Here is a 17,842-nt window from a genome sequence, read left to right as displayed (position 1 = left end):
ACAATTACGTTACGTGAAAGTGATATATATTACACTCTGTAATATAACTATTTATTCTGTTTCCGAAAAAAATCCGCAGAAATCCAGCCGGCTTTTTCGCTATCTGCGTTTATTTATGAGGAAAACAGGCTAAACCAAATTATAAAGCAAAGCTTCATTCTCCACTTTTCATCCCCCGGTCGACTTGCCGCATGAAAAATTTCTATTTCATCGTTTCTGCCTGGCCTGGAAACCGCAACTTTCGGTGTTTTGCAGAATTATCCGCTCGGAACTTTGATGTCGATCATGACCCTGTTCGTAGTGGCCATCTTCTTTATCACTTCTGCGGACTCGGCCACTTTCGTGTGGGGTATGCAAACGACCGGCGGCATGATCAATCCGCCGAACCTCGTAAAAATCACCTGGGGACTTATCCAGTCAGCGGTAGCCGCCATCGTCATCTATTCCGGTGGAACCCAGGGATTGCAGAATACCCTGATCATTGCCGCCCTGCCGTTTTCTGTCGTGGTCATACTGATGGGGGTTGCGTTCTTTAAGGCCGCGTCGCTGGATCCGGTGGTCACTAAAACCAAAAGAGTTAGAAGACAATAAAAAAAAGCATTCCCGCTGCCGAAGCGGAAATGCTTTTTCTTTTGCATTAACAACCTTTAGTTTTGATTCCCGTTAATAACAGTGATATCGCCGATCAGTTGGATTTTGCCGTTATCCACAATCAGGCCATCGCCGTCATTGCCGGCATATACCGTGGTACCGCTTGTTTCGGCATACGCGCGTACTTTCTTTTTGTATGCCTCATCCCATCTGTTGTAATGAGGCAAAAAATCGAAATCAACCATTTGCAAAGCGTTTATCTTTTCACCGGAATCTCCGATAAACAGTTGAAACAATTTCGCGGATTTGCCAAATTGCACAGCGCCGGCGCTGACTCCCACTAAAGTTCCACCATGATTGAAATACTCACGCAACAGTTCATCCATCCCCCTGTGTTCCAAAGCTTTACGAAGTTCAATCGGATTTCCTGATGAAAGGTGGATGATGTCACATTTCAGCAATGGCTCCATTTGTGCGGGATCATACTCACTGAACAGATCAAAAAACATCATCTCCCGAATGCCATAGTGGCTGTAATATTGCGCTTTCAGCTTGAAATAAGTTTTGTCCCTGTCTTCCGTAGAAGGAATGTAGGCTATCTTGAGCTTTTCAGGATCCAAACCCTCCAGCAGCAGCTGGTCCAATCGCTCATTTCCTGGCGTTCCCCTCACCTGGTCACTGTAAAAAAACAATTTCCCCATTCAGACCATCCTTTATGCCAATTTTGCTCTGGCTTTGAATTATGAATACAGTTCTACCTTTATTATCTTATAAAGAAGAGATTTTATATCGATTCAGTTAGTTTTGCGTGGAAAATAAATCCAAGTTTTATTCACCTGCGCATTGAAAATGATGTGACCGCGATTTATGATCGGCAAATCGTGTTTTATGATCGCCATTTGCACTTTTATGATCGGCATTCATGCGTTTATGATCGGCAAAACAGGTTTTATGAGCGCAACGGTTATTTTCAATCAAATCCAAAGCCTTGGTACATAAGCCATTATTTTTCTTCCAATTTATTCCAGCAAGTAGAAAACAGTTTTCTAAACAGCAATCATTCTTGTCCAAAACCTCTCCAACATAAAGAGCAATTCCGTTATTAAAACGGAATTGCTTCTGGTTACTTGAATACGCTTGTGCTGTGAAGCGGCTGAACTTTCGACTTTGGATCGAGATACGCTTTCGCGTTGTTGATAGCGGTTGGGGCTTCACCAAAGCCTACTGCGATCAATTTCACTTTTCCTTCGTAAGTCGCGACGTCTCCGGCAGCATAGATGCCTTCGATGCTCGTCTCCATTTTGGAGTTGACGACCACGGAGTTTTTCTCCATCTCTAGGCCCCATTCTTTCAACGGTCCAAGCGACGTAATATTTCCGTAGTTGACGATGACATGATCAACTTCAAGGCGCTCTTCGGTGCCTTCTTTATCAATCAGCACCAATTCACGAATCTCGCCGTTTTCGCCGACCAGTTCCTGGACGCCAAAGGGTTTCTTGACAGTTACAGTTGAAGCCATCATTGTGTCCACATTGGCTTCGTGGGCCGTCATTTTTTCGCGGCGATGGCTCAATGTTACGTGATCGGCTACATTTTCCAGCATCATTGCCCAGTCCACGGCCGAATCTCCGCCGCCAAGAACGACAACTTTCTTACCGCTGAACATTGTAAGATCTTTTACACCGTAATGCAGCGTCTTCCCTTCAAACCCTTCAATGCCTTGAACTGCCAGTTTGCGCGGCTGGAAAGCCCCGACTCCCGCAGTCAATAGAATCGTTTTCGAGTAGTGCTCACCTTTATCCGTACGGATGACAAAATGGTCACCTTGGCGTTCAGCTGCTGATACGGTTTCTTCCAAACAAATTGTCGGATCGCCGTAATTCGCCTGAACTGTCAGATTGTCCACCAGATCTTTCGCCAGCACTTTCGGAAAACCGCCGACATCGTAAATATATTTATCAGGATAAAGCTCTGTCAACTGGCCGCCAAGCTGGGGCAGGCTGTCCAAAATCTTAACCTTCATCTTTCGCATTCCGCCGTAAAAGGAAGCAAACAAGCCTGTTGGCCCGCCGCCGATAATTGTAATATCAAAAATTTCGCGTTCTTCCATTTAAAACACTCCCATTAATATCAATATATATATCCTATCATATTTTATCCTATTTCACGCCATTGGACTATTGACCGATTTAATTCGAAAAGCAATGGGGAGAGATGGGCCGCTGAAGTCTGGACACTAAGAAAATTCAGAACCCAAGCACTCCGGGACTGCAATATGTGCCGCCTTTCGGTAAACTGGAAAAGGCAGAAAAAACTGAAAGGGTGAATTTGGATGGATTTAGGGTTAAAGGATAAAGTAGTAGCGGTTATGGCTTCCAGCAAAGGCCTCGGCAAAGCGACAGCGATGGAGTTTGCCAAAGAAGGGGCAATCGTCTTTATTTCCAGCCGCAGCGAAGAAAAGCTGCAGCAGACGGCAGAAGACATTAAAAAAGAATCCGGCAATGATCAGGTATTTTATAAATCATGTGATATGACAAGCGACCAGGATATTTCGAAGTTCTTTTCTTTTGTCGCTGAAAAGGCGGGCCGTGTCGATGTATTGATCAACAATACGGGTGGACCGAAAGCCGGCGGTTTTGATGGCGTAACGGATGAAGACTGGTACCAGGCTTTCGACCAAAACCTTCTAAGTTATATCCGTGCTTCGCGCGCAGTCCTGCCTTATATGAAAGAACAGCAATTCGGCCGCATCATCAATGTCTCTTCCTCTTCGACTAAAGAAGTGCTGGACGGACTGATCCTGTCCAACACGTTCCGCGCCGGAATGGTCGGATTTGCAAAGACACTGGCACGCGAAGTGGCAGAAGACAACATTCTTGTCAATACAGTCGGCCCCGGCAAAATTGCGACCGACCGCGTTGCTGAACTCAACCAGGTTGCCGCTGACAAGCAGAACCTGACAGTTGAACAAGTGGTTGAAAATACAGAAAAGCAAATTCCGAGAGGACGCATGGGACAACCAGAGGAATTCGCGAAAATCCTGGTTTTTCTTGCTTCTTCTGCCAACTCCTATATGACCGGACAATCGCTGGTGGTCGACGGTGGCTTGCTGAAAGCGCTGTAAACCGTCGAATCATTATACACAGCTCATCAAAATCGCTATACTTGAAAATGAACAAACCGAAAAGGAGATGTTATATATGGCGAAAAAAGGCCACATCCACATGGAAAACGGCGAAATCATCGAATTCGAGCTTTTTCCGAATGAAGCACCGAACACAGCAGCAAACTTTGAGGAACTGGCAAACTCCGGTTTCTATAACGACGTTACATTCCACCGTGTAATTCCAGGCTTCGTCAGCCAAGGCGGCGATCCTACAGGAACTGGCGCTGGCGGCAGCGGCAAAACAATCAAATGTGAAACTGAAGGCAACCCGCATAAACACCAGGCTGGCAGTCTTTCAATGGCACACGCAGGCAAAGACACAGGCTCAAGCCAGTTCTTTATCGTTCATGCACCACAACCGCATCTTGACGGCGTGCATACAGTTTTCGGCCAGGTCACTTCAGGCCTCGAAACTGCCAAAGCAATGAAAAACGGCGACAAAATGACGAAAGTACATGTGTTTGACGAAGAATAAGAAAAGCGCAAGCGCCCGTTAAGCTCTGTAAGGCAAGAGATGGACCAAATGTAATTTGGTCCATCTCTTTGCGACGAAGCTAGCGAAGCGATGCAGGAGCAATAAGGTTTTTGACAGACCAGCGAAGTGGCCTCGGCCGCGCAGCTGGGCTGCCTTATGACCCGAAGAGCTGGGCCGCTGGAGTCTGGACAACAAAAAGCGCAAGCGCCCGTTTAACTCTGAAAGGCAAGAGATGGACCAAATGCAATTTGGGACATCTCTTTGCGACGAAGCTAGCGCAGCGATGCAGGAGCAATAAGGGTTTGGACGATTTGGCGAAGCGGCGTCTTTTCAGCCGCATAGCCAAAGTGGCTTATGACCCGAAGAGTTGGGCCGTCGGAGTCTAGACATCGATAAGAAAGAAAAAAGCTCCTTGCCGAAATTCGGTAAGGAGCTTTTTCTTTCTATAAAATTTTACTCAAGAATGCTTTCGTCCGTTCGTGCTGCGGATTGCCGAATAATTCCTTCGGAACATTTTCTTCCACGATAAAACCGCCATCGATAAACAGGACGCGATCACCCATTTCAGCAGCGAAGCCCATTTCGTGGGTTACAACCACCATCGTCATGCCTTCCCGGGCAAGTTCCTTCATAACATCCAGCACATCGCCGACCATTTCAGGGTCAAGCGCCGATGTCGGTTCATCAAACAGCATGATCTTTGGATCCATTGCAAGTGCCCGCGCGATGGCGACACGCTGCTTTTGTCCACCCGAAAGTTCGCCTGGATATGCTTGAGCTTTCTCACGCAATCCTACCTTGTCGAGTAACTCGTACGCTTTTTTCTCGGCAGCGGCCTTGTCCAATCCTTTGAGTTTCATAGGTGCCAGCGTTACATTCTGCATCACCGTTTTATGTGGAAACAGATTGAATTGCTGGAATACCATACCGACGTCCTGTCGGATTTTATTGATATTATTTTTCGGGTCGGTAATATCCACGCCTTCAATATATACGTGTCCGTCCGTAATCTCTTCCAGCCGGTTCAGACAGCGAAGAAACGTACTTTTTCCCGAACCGGACGGACCGATTACACAAATGACTTCTTTTTCTTCGACCACTGTACTCATGTCTTTAATAACTTCAAGATCACCGAATGATTTTTTTAGGTTTTCGACTCTGATCATAGTCATCGCAATACAAACTTCCTTTCTACAAAGCTCGCCAGCATGGAGAGCAAGTATATGACGATGAAGTAAATAATACCAAGAAGCAAGTAGATTTCAAAGGCCTGGAAAGTCGCACTCGCTTGAATCCGGCCTTCCTGTGTTAAATCAGCTACGCCGATTACCGACAGGAGCGAGGTATCTTTCAACGAAATAATCGCCTGGTTGGTGAAAGTCGGCAGCATCCGTCTGAACGCCTGCGGCAAAACAATGTGGCGCATGTTTTGTGTCGAATTCAAACCAAGTGAACGCGCCGCTTCCGTTTGCCCTTTGTCGATTGACTGGATACCGGCACGGATGATTTCAGAAAAATACGCCCCTGCATTGATTGCCACGGTCACAATGCCCGCCGTAGTGTTATCCATCGACAGGTATTCAAATGAGTTCAAACCAAAGTAAATGAAAAACAATTGAACGATAAATGGTGTACCCCGAATGGCATCGACAAAAATCTTGGAAATCCAGTTCAATATTTTGAAAGGCGACAAGCGCAGTAAAGCCATAAGCAGTCCAATCAGAAATCCGAAAATAATGGCGATAAAGAAAATATAAAGTGTAATTTGCAGGCCTTCCAGTAAATACGGCAAGGCATTTATCATCGCATCCATTCACATAACCTCTTTCCATAAAAAATGCAGCGCGCATCTGCGCGCTGCATGCTATTTTTTATTCAGCAATGTACTTGTTGAGAATCTCATCGTATTCTCCGCTGTCACGCAATGACTGAAGTCCTGCATTAATTTTTTCCAGTAATTCAGCATTTTCGCCTTTCAGCACGGCAATACCATATTGGTCACCCGTCAAACGATCTCCAACGGTTTTCAGCTCAAGTTCACTTTCAGCAATGGCATAAGCGATTACCGGATAATCTTCCATCAATGCATCGGCATTGCCATTTGAAACTTCCTGGAACATGGCAGGGCTGTCTTCAAACTGGGCAATTTCGTAACCGTATTCTTCTTGATTGTCACGTGCAAATTGAGCGCCGGTCGTGCCGCTCTTCACTGCAATTGTCTTGCCTTCGAGATCTTCAAGCGATGTAATTTCCTCGTTGTCTGAGCTTACAACAAGAGACAGACCTGCATCGAAATAGGGATCAGAAAAATCCACGACTTCTTTTCGCTCATCTGTAATACTCATACCAGCAATTGCAATATCCAATTGCCCAGCCTGTAAAGCCGGAATGATCCCGCCGAAGTCCATTGGATTGAATTCAATTTCGAATCCCTGGTCTTCAGCAATCGCATTGATCAAGTCAATATCAATTCCTGTATATTCACCGTCAACTTCATACTCGAACGGCGGGTAAGTCGTATCAATTCCTACTTGATACACTTCTTCTTCACTGCCGCTTTCTCCATCCCCCGAAGAAGTATCTTCGTCAGATCCGCATGCCGCCATGAACAGCATCAATGCTAAAAGCATCGTGATAAAACCAAACTTTTTCATTATATTTCCCCCTTTGTGAAAAGTAAGTACATATCTAATATATCATAATTTTCTAAAACATAATAAAGTTATCCTATTTCTCTATAAATTCAATCGGAATTTTCAGCAACCTCGCGCTTCTTCCTTAATCGGATGAATAGCCGGAAATTGTGGATTAATGTTTTTAATACGGCATAGAGCGGAATAGCAATCAGCAGTCCGATAAAGCCATAGAGGGCTGCCGCGATCATCAACAATAATATAATCGTCAACGGGTGAATATTTAGCCGGTTTCCCATAATATTCGGTGTAATGAGATTACCTTCCAATTGCTGGACAACCAAAAGAACGATTACAATTTTGACAACCATAAAGGGCTCACCATTCACAAGAGCTACAAATATGGCAGGAATAATGCCGAGAAGCGGACCCAAAAAAGGAATGATGATCAGGAACATCGCAAAAATGGCCAAAGTCAACGCGTACTCCAACCCGATGATCAAATAGCCGATGTACATCAGCACACCGACTGTCATCGCCACCAACACTTGGCCGACAATATAGGTGGATAATGTAGTATCTACATCCTTCAATAATTTCCGTCCTTCCGGCTTATGCTCTTCGGACAGGTATTTTGTGATATGCGGAACCAGTTTTTCATCATCCTTCAATAAGAAGAAAAGAATGAATGGCACGACGATAATGACGACTGCAATGTTCATTAATGCGGATAAGATACTGGTAACATTATCGACAAGTCCATCAGAAATGGATTGGATATAAGACAATGCTCTCGCTCGAATTTCTGAACCCTCGATACCCATAAATTCAAAATTCGCCATTGCAGTTTCGGATTCCTCAGTCACTTCCTCGACTTTTTCAGGTGCCAATTCCAGGAAACTTTCCACTTGCTCTTGAATGGTAGGACCGAATACATAAACACCAAGTGCAAAAATAAGTGCAATGATGGTAAATACAATGGCTATGCCAGCCAATTTCGGAACATAGCGCCTCAGCAGATTAACCAATGGACGCAAAAGATAATAAAACAAACCTGCAATCAAAATAGGTGTAAAAAGTGTTGCGATGATGACCTTGAATGGCCATAGTGCGTAATCAATTTTTCCGAGGAAAAATACAATGATCAAAATCAGTATTGCACCTGCAGCATATTCAAAGAACGGCTTTCTGATCCACAAACGATTTCTCTCCTTCCATTAAATTAATTCGGCAAAAAGAGCGAAAGCAAGATTTCTCTCCGCTTTCGCCCTGAAAAATTTACATATTATTTATCTTTTTCCAATTCATCCAATTCCCTGTGGGTTTGGGGGAATGCATTTGCCTGCCATTCATCCCGATAAGCCGAATCCAATTGAGTCAGCCCCTTTTCAGCAGAATCTACATCTGCCTCAACACTTTCACGCTGGTCTATTTCCCTGCTGTTGTGCATATCTACGTCCTTCTCCAAAGCTTCCTGCTTCGCTTTTTCCTGATAGGACTTATAAACGAATATGCCTGCAATCGCCGCGAAGGCACTGCTTAATACTGTAACCACCGTTGATTTCTTCATCGAATCCCTCCAAATAGAAACTGAATTTCATGCCATATAATGTTGTATACCCTTAAATCATAGATTTAACTAGGAAAATTGAAGATTTTTCATACAGTTTCTCAGCTTTCCATTTTCCGAAGCGCCTCTTCTTCAGCCGGAATACGGACAAACAGCAACAATAATGCATTTGCTGCTGTGAAGACTAAGGCTGTTCGCCAGGCTCCAAAAATCAGCGGCAAAGAAGCAATTTCGAGTGCAACAACAATATAATTGGGATGTGGAAACCAGCGATAAGGCCCTTTCCGGACTTTTTTCGCTCCTGGTAGGATCAGGATTTTGGTATTCCAAAAACGGCCCAATGAGGCTAATGCCCAAATTCGCAGAATTTGTGCTATGACAAAAATAATCAGGAATATCCACCATAAGCGGTTGTTTAAAAGTTCAAAGAAAAGCACTTCGATAAGCAAAGCGATAAAGAAAAGCAGGTGGAGAAGCACAATCCATTTGTAATGTGCTGCCCCCGATTCGATTGCTCCTTCTTTTTTCATTCGCTTTTCATTGGATTTAGCGTATGCCATCTCCGCCAGTCTCTGCAGGATGACAAAGATGAATAAGATATAAAAGAATCCTCTCATCCACTCTTTTCCCTCCACTCTACCCATAGCATCTCTGAACTGAAACCTGGACCAAGTGCAGTCAAAATACCTTGCTCTCCAGGTTTCGGCTGTTGCTCCATAAATTCCTTCAATACATATAACACGGTGGGAGAAGACATGTTGCCGAAACCCCTTAATATATTTCTGGCATTTTCAGTTTTTTCTGCACCAATGGCCAATGATTTTTCATAGGCGGCTAAAACCTTCTTTCCTCCCGGATGGGCAATGAAATGCTGGATATCTTCCGGTTTTCGACCCAGTTTTTCCAGAAATTGATCTAAGTTCGGCTTCAACCAACTTTCAATGATCCGGGGGATATCGCGTGAGAAAACGACGTGCAGCCCGTCATCTTTCACATCCCATCCCATCACATCTTCCGAATCGGCCATCAAAGTTGATTGGGTATCATGGATAAAAAAACCTGTACTATCTCCAGCTGCCTGTTCACCGGCAACCAGCGCACAAGCCGAGCCGTCCGAGAATAAGGAAGTGCCGATCAAATTGCTTTTGGAAAGATCGGAGCGCTGAAATGTCAGGCTGCACAATTCGATACACAGAACGAGCACTTTGGCATCCGGGTAAGCTCTGCAATAATCATGAGCCCTGCTAAGACCCGCTGCGCCGCCAGCACAACCGAGACCCCAAATCGGCAAACGTTTGATATGCGGAGGCATCTTCAATTCATTCATGATCCTGGCGTCTATCGTTGGCGTCGACATGCCGGAACTGGACACGAAGATGAAAGCATCGATTTCATCCATAGCTGTTCCACTTTCGCTCAGACACCGCTCCACTGCCCGGCTGCCCATGCGTACAGCTTCTTCTATATATAGACGGTTCTTTTCTTCCAATCCTCTTTCTCTCTCGAACCATTCCAGTGGCGCCGCAAAGTATCGTCCTTCAATCTGGCCATTTCCAAAAACCCGCAGCAGCCTTTCGATATCACTGAAATGTTCACCAAATAAACTTCTGACGACTTGGACAATTTCCTTTTGATCGACGTGATATGGAGCGTTTTCTGTTACCACTTTTCGAATGACGGACATTACATGAGCTCCTTTCCCTTTAAACTTGTTTCGTCGCCTCAAGCTGATCCAGCAACTTAAGGGCGACACCTCTGGCAGAAGCCGGATTCTGTCCGGTCACCAGCCTGCCTGAGACGACTGTGCAGGCGGCCATGGGGACGGAAGCTTTTTTATACAGCCCGCCGCGATCTTTCAAGATCTGTTCCAGCGAGAACGGAATGTGCTTGAACATTCCCGCCGCCTTCTCTTCCGTATCCGAAAAACCGGTTACGACATGACCCGCCAACAACAACCTGCCGTTTGACAGCCGAACATTCTGCAAACCGCTTGGGCCGTGGCAGACAGCCGAAACATAACCGCCCTGCTCATAAATATCACGCGTCAATTCCTGCAATGCCGTATTATCCGGAAAATCCATCATCGTCCCATGGCCGCCAGTAAAGTAGATCGCCGCATAATTTTCGGCGTCTACCTGTTCGGGTACCAAGGGCTTTTTCAATTGCACCATAAAATCGTCATCCATATAATAATGGCGTGTCTGTTTATGCGTTACAGCTGCCACCAGGCTTCTCGGATCAATCGGCACCCGGTCTGCCGCTGTGCTGACAATATCCACCCCATACCTGTCTTTTACTTCATGATAAAAGTCCGTGAGTTCCCTGAGCCATAACCCTGTCTTTTTGCCATTCTCCCCGAGTCTCGAATTATTTGTCACAACCACCAATATTTTTTGCATGCCAATCCCCTTTCAGATAATTTTCTTAATTTTTTACATTATTCCCTTTCGCAAGAAGTTTACTCCTTATCCATCGAACCCGGAAATAAAAAAACGACGGAACAGCCCTTGCGGACCGTTTCCATCTTTTAGTTCCCAGCTATTTTTTCGATTAAATCCATAAGGTTTGCCGTAAATTTTTCATTGTCTTCCGGTTTGCGCTTTTTCGGCCCTTTCATGCGGCCGCCGCCCTGCCGGATTTTTTTGGCAACATGGCGGCCGTGCAGAAGCTGATCAATGTTCTCTTCCGAATAGAGCCGGCCGTTCTGATCGATCGGGTAGCCCTGCTTCGCCAGAACCATGGCAGCCAGGCCGTAATCCTGCGTGACGACAACATCCCCTTTTTTCACCCGGTTGACCAGCACAAAATCGACGGCGTCCGGCCCCTTGGAAACAGTGACCGTCTCAGCGCCTTCCCTGTACATTTCATGTGATGTATCACATAGCAGGATCACATCCAATTTAAACCTGCGGGCTGCAATGATAGTCTGATCCACTACCGGACAGCCGTCTGCATCTATCAATATTTTCACCATCAGGCCTCTTTCCCTTCCGCCATCTCATCGACCAGCATTTCTGCTGCTCTTCTGTAAAGGTTGCTCATATGGACGAGCGAAGCGATGAGGAGCACCTTTTCAATTTCTTCGCGGTCTTTCCCGAACCCGGCAGATTCCGCTTCAGTTCTGCTGAGCTGCTGTTCGAGATTCCCTTTGAACAATTCATCGTTGGAGCGCTGAACTTCCAAATAGCTTTCATAAAAGCTGCTGAGGTCGATTTCTTTTTGCGCCGCCTTGTCATTGATGCCGGCAAGAACCTGTTTCACGTCGTTAATAGACAAGGCGCTTTTCATCTGATAAATCAGGCTGATTAACATGACATGATTTCGGGAATATTTCTTATTGCTGACCGGAAAAAACAATTTGCCTTTGGCGTAATTGTTGATCATCGTTTTGGTCAGGATCTTATCTTCCGGATTTCTCTTCATTTCTGAAAATCCGGTGTCGAATAATTGTATGACCTGGTCAATGTATAAATCGATTTTCGGAATTTCTTCCACCGGAATCTGTTTATCCAAAGCCAGCCTGTCGATTATCTCCTGGATATCCGCCATGTAAACATTCCTCCTCAGTAAAACTATTCTCTTAATTTTATACCATGATTGCAAATTCGCCAAGCTTGACTACATAAATAACTATCTATATTATTATAAGTAGTTTCAATAACTACGTAAAACAGAGGAGATATTCACATGCAGCTATATTTCAGAGAGCCCTTTAACGCCATATCCCATCTCATCGGAGCTGTCCTGTCTGTCGCAGCGCTCCTTGCAATGGTCATCAAAGCGAGTGTCGAAAACATGCAGGCGGTCCATATTGTGGCGGTTGTCATTTTTGGCGTCAGCCTGATTGCCTTGTACACGGCATCGACCGTTTACCATTCAGCCAAAGCAAAGGTCGAGACCATCGCGTTCCTGCGGAAACTGGACCATTCGATGATTTTCCTGCTGATTGCCGGATCTTATGCCCCGTTTTGCCTGATCGCACTCGACGGCACACTCGGCTGGGCCGTTTTCATCCTGGTCGCCGCACTCGGAATCAGCGGCATCCTCTTTAAAATGGTGTGGTTCCACTCGCCGCGCTGGCTGTCCACCGCGATTTACATCGTCATGGGCTGGATTATCGTTTTTGCAGTGGTGCCGCTCGCTGAAAACCTTTCGGCAATCGGCTTGGCGCTATTGATAGGCGGTGGCATCATGTATACAGTCGGCGGAATCATTTACGCCATAAAGCCGAATTTCCTGTCATTCAAATATGCCGGCTTTCATGAGATTTTCCATATCTTCATCCTGCTGGGCAGCCTGTGCCACTTTCTCGCGGTTTACTTTTATGTGCTGTGAAATCGAAAAACTGTTATTTAAATGAAACATGAAAAAACCAGCGGCTGGTTTTACTTAGCCGCTGGTTTTATTTTTACGTCAATTTTTCCAATGCACGCATGAGGTTGGCATGAACTTTGATGTCTTTGAAATCGATGCCAAGTGTGATGGCCGTTTGTGCGATTTCGGGTCTTATGCCCGAAAGGACCGACTGGACGCCAATGATCTTCAGGGACGTCATCACCTGGAAAATCTGCTGCGCGACCATCGTATCGATGATAGCCACTGCCGACAAATCGATATAGAGCGTATCCAGTTGTTGCTTGATGCTTTGCTCAAGTGCTGTTTCCAGGATGATTTTCGCGCGGTGGGTGTCAATATCCCCCACCAACGGCAGGATGCCGACCCCTTTTTTAATCGGGATGACCGGGCTGCTCAATTCATAAATCATCTGTTTCTGGTTTTCCAGCATTTGCTGATCGGCTTCGTAATGGCGGATGGCGAACCGTTCGATGATGTAATCGAATGAGTCGTTCAACACTTCGGCCCAGTTTAACGCATCCTCGCTGTTCGCGTCATTGTCCTCCTGGAAAAATTTGCGCACGTAGCCCCAGTAGATGCCGCGGAATACGCGAATTTGTGCAATCACTTCATGCAACGGCACCGCCTGGCGTGCTCTGGCCGTCGCAATCGTTTCAACCCAATTTTCCAAAGCTTGCAGGAAATCTTCTTCCTCGCTTATGAATACGGAAGTCACTGCCACGATGAACGCATCGTTCTGGCTTTTCAATTGCTCCTCGATTTGCGGAGACACATTACTGGAGTACATGGAACCGTCATTCTTTTTGCGGCTGGCGAGCCACTCTTTTGTCATCAGCTCTTTATTTCCAATTATATAATTGTATAATTCCGTGCTCTTTTGTTCCATGGATACTGAAAACCCCTTTTGATTGCAGTCTATCCTTTAAGTATAATGCATAATCCTCATTTGACAAAGTTATTCCCGGTTCAGGATTTTCGGGAATCGGGAGTTATCGAACTGAGCCATTTATAATAAATGCCGGTCAGCAGAATAAAAACTGCAAGAAACAAGTACAGACCCGAATAGCCAAGAAATCCCACTATCATGCCAAGAGAAACTGCGCCGATTGCAATGCCGCTGTCATAAAAAGCGAAAAACGTGCCTGTGGCATACGCACTCCTGTGCTTTTCTGCAGCCTGGATTGCCAGTGTTTGAAAGCTTGGCAACAAGGTGCCATAGCCCAATCCAATCAGTGCACCGGATACCAGGAGCATCCAGGATGATTCGGTGTAACTGAGCATCAATAAGCCAAGCGCGAAAAGGATGAGCGAAGGGATGATGACGTAATCCGGTCCCTTCGCATCAAAGATCCTGCCGGTGAACGGCCGGACAAGCAGCATGGAGACTGCATAAACGACAAAGAAAAAGCTGGCTGTCTGCAACAGGCCGAGTGAATCGGCATAAACAGAGATAAAAGTGATGATGCTCGCATATGCAAATGAAATGAGAAACCCGACACTGGCAATCGGCATGCTCTTCGTTTCCAGGAAATTGCTGATGGAAAGTTTACGCCGGACGGCCATTTCCCGAGGGAATTTTTGCACCTTAACGAACAGCACGCAAATAAAACCGATGGCCATGATTATACTGAACACAATAAATATTATTTTTGAATCAGTAAATGGCTGCAGAGTCAGTGCAATGAATGGACCGGCAACGACCGCAAGATTCATCGCAATCGCATAATAGCCCATCCCTTCACCCCGCCGCTCCGGCGGAATGATGTCTGCGGCAATCGCTCCTGCGACTGTCGTCAACAGGCTGAACCAGATTCCATGGAAGAAACGCAGCAGCAGGAGCGCCGTCAGGGTTCCCACGAAAATATACAGAACGGTGCTGACGGTGAACATCAGCACCGAAAAAACAAGCACTTCCTTATTGCCGAACTTATCCAGGATCATGCCGGCAAAAAAACGCATGAGGATGGCACTCACCAGGAATACAGATGTCGCCAATCCTCCTTCAGTCACCGTTCCGTCCAAGTCCTCCAGTACATAAAGTGGAATATACGTCAGTAACGCATAAAATACGGTGAATATAAAAAAAGTGCTGACCGATATATTGATGAAGCTTTTTGTCCAAATGAGGCTTTTCTCAACCATTCTGTACATCCTTTTCAGTCCGGGCAGGTGATTTGATCTTTTTCAGCAAGCCCTTCAGTTGTTCTTGCTCTTCCTTCGTCAAATCCGCCAGCATGCCGTCTTCAAGTCCGGTGATCCGCTGTTCGATTTCCGTGACTTTCGCTTCTGCCTTCGGTGTCAGACAGGCGATGCGCTGGCGTTTGTCCGGCCCTTCTTTCCTTCCGGCCCAGCCGCTTTCTTCAAGCTTCGCCAAGGTTCTCGTCACAGTCGGCGCCTCTACATTGAGGTATTGCCATATTTCTTTTTGCGTCATGGGCCCGAATTGCTTCAGGCAAAACAGGATCGACCACTGCGCGCTGTATAATTCAAATTCCTTCAGAACCTCATTGGCTTCTTTGACAGCCAATCGAGATTTCTGATGAATCTCATGAAACAATAAATTCTCCATGCAAACCGCTCCCCAAAAATTACTTACCTAAGTAAGTATATGGGCGGGGAGCGGGAAAGTAAACCCCTCCTGGCAGGTGACGGATTCCTCCGCAGTTCAGAAAATCAGCCCGCAGCCAGCGGACTGACCAGTGGGCGGGGGCGGTCCTGCCGCGCCCGGGTTTTTGCCAATCAGGGGTTAAATCCTTGGAATGCGGCCGATTTTATAACTGTAACTTAAAGATGAAAGAACATCCGCTGGCGCGAATGTTCCCGGGATGGTTTCCGCCTTGCGAAAACCATCCGTTGGTGCGGTATTTGTTTTTGTAAACGGATTGTTGTGGGACGGGCAATTGATTTTATTTCCATTTTATGGGCATACTATCCATTACGGCTCAAATACTGTCCGTTGGAGTTCCAATACTGTCCATTATCGATGAAATACTGTCCATTGCGATTTTGAGCCGCGCCAATTGCATGGCTTGAACCCGAAAACGGGATCAAACTTTGAAAGTCACAAAAAATATTTCCTAGTATTTGGAGATAATTTCCAAAATACATCGAATACTTTCCAAATTCACTGAAATACTTTCTGTTTCAATTCACTACTCATTCTCAGAAAAAATTGTTTAATTTTCCCATCGAACAAAACCTTCTTTACCGCCTCACAACAAAAAAACCGGAGATCAGCAACGCGATCCCCGGTTCATTCCATATTGTTATTTCATACAACCACATTTATATAGAAGAAACACTTCACCCTCTAAATGATGATTCCGTTCTTCTTCGCATCAAACATCAATTCGTCACGGAATTTCGGATGCGCGATGCCGATCAGGCGCTTGGCGCGCTCAGAAATGGAAACACCGTGCAGGCGGGCGACGCCGTATTCTGTGACAATATTGTCCACATCGTTTTTGCCGGTGGTAACGACTGATCCCGGAGCCAATTGCAGGTTGATACGGGACAGGGTGTCCCCTTTGGCCGTGGAAGGCATGCAGATATAGCCTTTGCCGTTTTCAGCAAAACGGACGCCTCTTGAAAAATCCACTTGTCCGCCGCTCGATGAATAGTATTTGCCGCCAACAGTTTCAGATGCGCATTGACCGATAAGATCCACTTCCGTTGTTGCATTGATCGAAACGATATTCTTTTCCTTCGCAATTTCCCGCGGGTCGTTGACCGTGCTGACCGGAAGAAATTCCACGACCGGGTTATTGTCGAGAAAATCATAAAGCTTTTGGGAACCGTAGGCGAAAGTGGCAATCACTTTGCCGCGGTTGGTGTATTTGCGTGTGCCGTCGACCGCTCCCGCTTTTACCAGATCCACGACGCCGTCCGGCAGCATTTCCGTATGAATGCCGAGGTGGCGATGGTCTTTCAGCATGCTGATGACTGCATTCGGCACCGAACCGATGCCGATTTGGAGGGTATCGCCGTCTTTGATATCTTCAATAATCGAAGACGCAATCATCAGATCCTTATCACTGATGCTTCCTGCTTTTTCTTCGGACAATGGCGCGTGATGCTCGACGAACCCAGCAATTTGGCTGATATGGATATGGTTATGGCCATACGTTCTCGGCATGTTTTCATTCACTTCAAGTACGAACGGAACTTCGCCGACAAATTCAGCGACGTAATCCGCCTGGGTTCCAAAGGTGAAGTAACCATGCTCATCCATTGGTGAAGCCACAGTCATGATCATCGACATTTTAGTCGTCTTTTTCAATAAACGCGGAATTTCATGGAAATTATTCGGTACCAATTCCATCTTCGCCTGCTGGTACACTTTTCGCGTGGCGCCGCTCAGGAAGTAGGACACATGCTTTAAATGCTCCAGTTCGCCTTTGATGTAGCTGCGTTCACGCAATGCCAGCATCTGATGGATCTTTACGTCCTGCAACCCGTCCGCATGTTCTTCCAGTATATCCAACAATTTAACAGGTTCACCGTTGGCAATCGGTATGATGATGTCCGCACCTTTATCGATCAGCCCCAGCAATTCCTGAGTATTCAATTTTTTTGTCATGCTCTTCACTCCCGCTTATAAGATACCAATCACTTTATCATATATATTACCTATCCCCGTATTTGCAAACTTTCCGCGAAATTCGCCCTTTTCTGCAAATACTGAAATGCGGAAGAGCTGGGCCGCTGGAGTCTGGACACTACCGAAATGCGGAAGCGCCCATTAAGCCCCAAAACAAAAAAAGCGCAGACTATTGTCCGCGCTCTTTCTTATTTTTTGCCATAGTGTAAAAAATGCCGCCAATTCCGAACGCCAGCATCAATCCCCAAAGAATCAGCCGGACGTAGGCGCTGGTTCCCAAATCATTATTCAGGATTGAGTAAAGCTGCAGCAGGAAAAACCCAAGAGTGAAGAAAGCGAACAGGCCGAAATACAGGATTCTGGATCTGTAGCTGAATTTATTCATCTTCCGGACTCCTTTCCATGAAACTGACTTTAACAGGAAACACCATTCATATTTTAAAACTCTTCT

General features: G+C 45.9%; 22 protein-coding genes and 1 pseudogene. 5 read left to right on the top strand and 18 right to left on the bottom strand.

The genetic code is table 11. The annotated features are described in order from the left end of the window. Positions 1-225: 225 nt before the first annotated feature. Positions 226-591: pseudogene (locus tag DIJ65_RS05395) on the top strand (BCCT family transporter); the annotation flags it as partial. A gap of 56 nt (positions 592-647) precedes the next feature. Here DIJ65_RS05395 and DIJ65_RS05390 read toward each other — a convergent pair. The 3 genes from DIJ65_RS05390 to DIJ65_RS05380 form a co-directional block, all read right to left on the bottom strand. After that, a complete protein-coding gene (locus DIJ65_RS05390) occupies positions 648-1,292 on the bottom strand; it encodes a Type 1 glutamine amidotransferase-like domain-containing protein (RefSeq protein ID WP_117300725.1) in 645 nt (214 codons plus the stop codon). 127 nt (positions 1,293-1,419) lie between these two features. Further along, positions 1,420-1,662, bottom strand: coding sequence for a hypothetical protein (locus DIJ65_RS05385; protein ID WP_142836465.1), 243 nt, complete (start codon positions 1,660-1,662; stop codon positions 1,420-1,422). A 52-nt stretch (positions 1,663-1,714) separates the two neighbouring features. Then, positions 1,715-2,701, bottom strand: a complete 987-nt coding sequence (locus DIJ65_RS05380) for an NAD(P)/FAD-dependent oxidoreductase (RefSeq protein WP_117300723.1) — start codon at positions 2,699-2,701, stop codon at positions 1,715-1,717. A gap of 222 nt (positions 2,702-2,923) precedes the next feature. On the opposite strand from DIJ65_RS05380, the gene DIJ65_RS05375 reads away from it, so the two are divergent. The 3 genes from DIJ65_RS05375 to DIJ65_RS05365 all read left to right on the top strand — a co-directional run bounded on the left by DIJ65_RS05375 (position 2,924) and on the right by DIJ65_RS05365 (position 4,618). Next, complete coding sequence (locus DIJ65_RS05375) at positions 2,924-3,715, top strand: SDR family oxidoreductase (RefSeq protein ID WP_117300721.1); 792 nt, start codon at positions 2,924-2,926, stop codon at positions 3,713-3,715. Between the two features lie 76 nt (positions 3,716-3,791). Beyond that, positions 3,792-4,232: a peptidylprolyl isomerase gene (locus DIJ65_RS05370; RefSeq protein WP_117300719.1), complete on the top strand. Its 441-nt coding sequence runs from the start codon at positions 3,792-3,794 to the stop codon at positions 4,230-4,232. Positions 4,233-4,342: 110 nt separating this feature from the next. Continuing rightward, positions 4,343-4,618, top strand: coding sequence for a hypothetical protein (locus tag DIJ65_RS05365; RefSeq protein ID WP_117300717.1), 276 nt, complete (start codon positions 4,343-4,345; stop codon positions 4,616-4,618). A 57-nt stretch (positions 4,619-4,675) separates the two neighbouring features. On the opposite strand, the gene DIJ65_RS05360 is transcribed toward DIJ65_RS05365, so the two are convergent. From DIJ65_RS05360 to DIJ65_RS05315, 10 genes are all read right to left on the bottom strand, one after another. Then, complete coding sequence (locus DIJ65_RS05360) at positions 4,676-5,404, bottom strand: amino acid ABC transporter ATP-binding protein (protein WP_117300715.1); 729 nt, start codon at positions 5,402-5,404, stop codon at positions 4,676-4,678. Next, positions 5,401-6,045 carry an amino acid ABC transporter permease gene (locus DIJ65_RS05355; RefSeq protein WP_117300713.1) on the bottom strand — a complete coding sequence of 215 codons (645 nt, stop codon included), beginning with the start codon at positions 6,043-6,045 and terminating at the stop codon, positions 5,401-5,403. The genes DIJ65_RS05360 and DIJ65_RS05355 overlap by 4 nt, the downstream gene beginning before the upstream one ends. Positions 6,046-6,103: 58 nt before the next feature. Continuing rightward, positions 6,104-6,886, bottom strand: coding sequence for a transporter substrate-binding domain-containing protein (locus DIJ65_RS05350; protein ID WP_117300712.1), 783 nt, complete (start codon positions 6,884-6,886; stop codon positions 6,104-6,106). An 89-nt stretch (positions 6,887-6,975) separates the two neighbouring features. Further along, the gene (locus DIJ65_RS05345) at positions 6,976-8,064 is read right to left on the bottom strand and encodes an AI-2E family transporter (protein ID WP_117300710.1); all 1,089 of its coding nucleotides are present in this window, start codon (positions 8,062-8,064) and stop codon (positions 6,976-6,978) included. Positions 8,065-8,150: 86 nt separating this feature from the next. Further along, entirely contained in the window at positions 8,151-8,435 is a 285-nt protein-coding gene (locus DIJ65_RS05340; RefSeq protein WP_117300708.1) for a hypothetical protein, read from the bottom strand. Positions 8,436-8,536: 101 nt separating this feature from the next. Next, positions 8,537-9,052: an isoprenylcysteine carboxyl methyltransferase family protein gene (locus tag DIJ65_RS05335; RefSeq protein ID WP_117300706.1), complete on the bottom strand. Its 516-nt coding sequence runs from the start codon at positions 9,050-9,052 to the stop codon at positions 8,537-8,539. Continuing rightward, complete coding sequence (locus DIJ65_RS05330; protein ID WP_117300704.1) at positions 9,049-10,119, bottom strand: type III polyketide synthase; 1,071 nt, start codon at positions 10,117-10,119, stop codon at positions 9,049-9,051. The genes DIJ65_RS05335 and DIJ65_RS05330 overlap by 4 nt, the downstream gene beginning before the upstream one ends. Before the next feature lie 19 nt (positions 10,120-10,138). Then, entirely contained in the window at positions 10,139-10,834 is a 696-nt protein-coding gene (locus DIJ65_RS05325; RefSeq protein ID WP_117300702.1) for a type 1 glutamine amidotransferase domain-containing protein, read from the bottom strand. A gap of 128 nt (positions 10,835-10,962) precedes the next feature. Continuing rightward, positions 10,963-11,409 (bottom strand): YaiI/YqxD family protein, encoded by a 447-nt coding sequence (locus DIJ65_RS05320; protein WP_117300700.1) that lies wholly within the window; start codon positions 11,407-11,409, stop codon positions 10,963-10,965. Then, a complete protein-coding gene (locus DIJ65_RS05315; RefSeq protein WP_117300698.1) occupies positions 11,409-11,984 on the bottom strand; it encodes a DUF1836 domain-containing protein in 576 nt (191 codons plus the stop codon). The genes DIJ65_RS05320 and DIJ65_RS05315 overlap by 1 nt, the downstream gene beginning before the upstream one ends. A 138-nt stretch (positions 11,985-12,122) precedes the next feature. Here DIJ65_RS05315 and trhA point away from each other — a divergent pair, with 138 nt between their 5' ends. After that, positions 12,123-12,770: a PAQR family membrane homeostasis protein TrhA gene (gene trhA, locus DIJ65_RS05310; RefSeq protein ID WP_117300696.1), complete on the top strand. Its 648-nt coding sequence runs from the start codon at positions 12,123-12,125 to the stop codon at positions 12,768-12,770. A gap of 73 nt (positions 12,771-12,843) precedes the next feature. Here the strand turns inward: trhA and DIJ65_RS05305 are convergent, their stop codons facing one another. From DIJ65_RS05305 to DIJ65_RS05285, 5 genes are all read right to left on the bottom strand, one after another. Then, positions 12,844-13,677, bottom strand: coding sequence for an STAS domain-containing protein (locus DIJ65_RS05305; RefSeq protein ID WP_117300694.1), 834 nt, complete (start codon positions 13,675-13,677; stop codon positions 12,844-12,846). Positions 13,678-13,757: 80 nt separating this feature from the next. Beyond that, a complete protein-coding gene (locus DIJ65_RS05300) occupies positions 13,758-14,933 on the bottom strand; it encodes an MFS transporter (RefSeq protein WP_117300692.1) in 1,176 nt (391 codons plus the stop codon). Further along, a complete protein-coding gene (locus DIJ65_RS05295; RefSeq protein WP_071152381.1) occupies positions 14,926-15,360 on the bottom strand; it encodes a MarR family winged helix-turn-helix transcriptional regulator in 435 nt (144 codons plus the stop codon). Before DIJ65_RS05295 ends, DIJ65_RS05300 begins: the two co-directional genes overlap by 8 nt. A gap of 741 nt (positions 15,361-16,101) precedes the next feature. Further along, positions 16,102-17,370, bottom strand: a complete 1,269-nt coding sequence (locus DIJ65_RS05290) for an acetyl-CoA hydrolase/transferase family protein (protein ID WP_117300690.1) — start codon at positions 17,368-17,370, stop codon at positions 16,102-16,104. Between the two features lie 190 nt (positions 17,371-17,560). Continuing rightward, positions 17,561-17,776 (bottom strand): hypothetical protein, encoded by a 216-nt coding sequence (locus DIJ65_RS05285; RefSeq protein WP_117300688.1) that lies wholly within the window; start codon positions 17,774-17,776, stop codon positions 17,561-17,563. Between the last annotated feature and the right edge of the window lie 66 nt (positions 17,777-17,842).

The sequence above is a fragment of the Planococcus salinarum genome (assembly GCF_007004625.1).
Lineage (GTDB): Bacteria > Bacillota > Bacilli > Bacillales_A > Planococcaceae > Planococcus > Planococcus salinarum.
The sequence above is the reverse complement of the archived record's forward strand: the minus strand, read 5'-3'. Positions and strand labels throughout refer to the sequence as shown.

Bases quoted from the DNA above. Each gene is read 5' to 3' on its own strand.
- DIJ65_RS05390 (WP_117300725.1), bottom strand. From the start codon at position 1,292: ATGGGGAAATTGTTTTTTTACAGTGACCAGGTGAGGGGAACGCCAGGA.
- DIJ65_RS05380 (WP_117300723.1), bottom strand. From the start codon at position 2,701: ATGGAAGAACGCGAAATTTTTGATATTACAATTATCGGCGGCGGGCCA.
- DIJ65_RS05375 (WP_117300721.1), top strand. From the start codon at position 2,924: ATGGATTTAGGGTTAAAGGATAAAGTAGTAGCGGTTATGGCTTCCAGC.
- DIJ65_RS05370 (WP_117300719.1), top strand. From the start codon at position 3,792: ATGGCGAAAAAAGGCCACATCCACATGGAAAACGGCGAAATCATCGAA.
- DIJ65_RS05360 (WP_117300715.1), bottom strand. From the start codon at position 5,404: ATGACTATGATCAGAGTCGAAAACCTAAAAAAATCATTCGGTGATCTT.
- DIJ65_RS05355 (WP_117300713.1), bottom strand. From the start codon at position 6,045: ATGGATGCGATGATAAATGCCTTGCCGTATTTACTGGAAGGCCTGCAA.
- DIJ65_RS05350 (WP_117300712.1), bottom strand. From the start codon at position 6,886: ATGAAAAAGTTTGGTTTTATCACGATGCTTTTAGCATTGATGCTGTTC.
- DIJ65_RS05340 (WP_117300708.1), bottom strand. From the start codon at position 8,435: ATGAAGAAATCAACGGTGGTTACAGTATTAAGCAGTGCCTTCGCGGCG.
- DIJ65_RS05335 (WP_117300706.1), bottom strand. From the start codon at position 9,052: ATGAGAGGATTCTTTTATATCTTATTCATCTTTGTCATCCTGCAGAGA.
- DIJ65_RS05330 (WP_117300704.1), bottom strand. From the start codon at position 10,119: ATGTCCGTCATTCGAAAAGTGGTAACAGAAAACGCTCCATATCACGTC.
- DIJ65_RS05325 (WP_117300702.1), bottom strand. From the start codon at position 10,834: ATGCAAAAAATATTGGTGGTTGTGACAAATAATTCGAGACTCGGGGAG.
- DIJ65_RS05320 (WP_117300700.1), bottom strand. From the start codon at position 11,409: ATGGTGAAAATATTGATAGATGCAGACGGCTGTCCGGTAGTGGATCAG.
- DIJ65_RS05315 (WP_117300698.1), bottom strand. From the start codon at position 11,984: ATGGCGGATATCCAGGAGATAATCGACAGGCTGGCTTTGGATAAACAG.
- trhA (WP_117300696.1), top strand. From the start codon at position 12,123: ATGCAGCTATATTTCAGAGAGCCCTTTAACGCCATATCCCATCTCATC.
- DIJ65_RS05305 (WP_117300694.1), bottom strand. From the start codon at position 13,677: ATGGAACAAAAGAGCACGGAATTATACAATTATATAATTGGAAATAAA.
- DIJ65_RS05300 (WP_117300692.1), bottom strand. From the start codon at position 14,933: ATGGTTGAGAAAAGCCTCATTTGGACAAAAAGCTTCATCAATATATCG.
- DIJ65_RS05295 (WP_071152381.1), bottom strand. From the start codon at position 15,360: ATGGAGAATTTATTGTTTCATGAGATTCATCAGAAATCTCGATTGGCT.
- DIJ65_RS05290 (WP_117300690.1), bottom strand. From the start codon at position 17,370: ATGACAAAAAAATTGAATACTCAGGAATTGCTGGGGCTGATCGATAAA.
- DIJ65_RS05285 (WP_117300688.1), bottom strand. From the start codon at position 17,776: ATGAATAAATTCAGCTACAGATCCAGAATCCTGTATTTCGGCCTGTTC.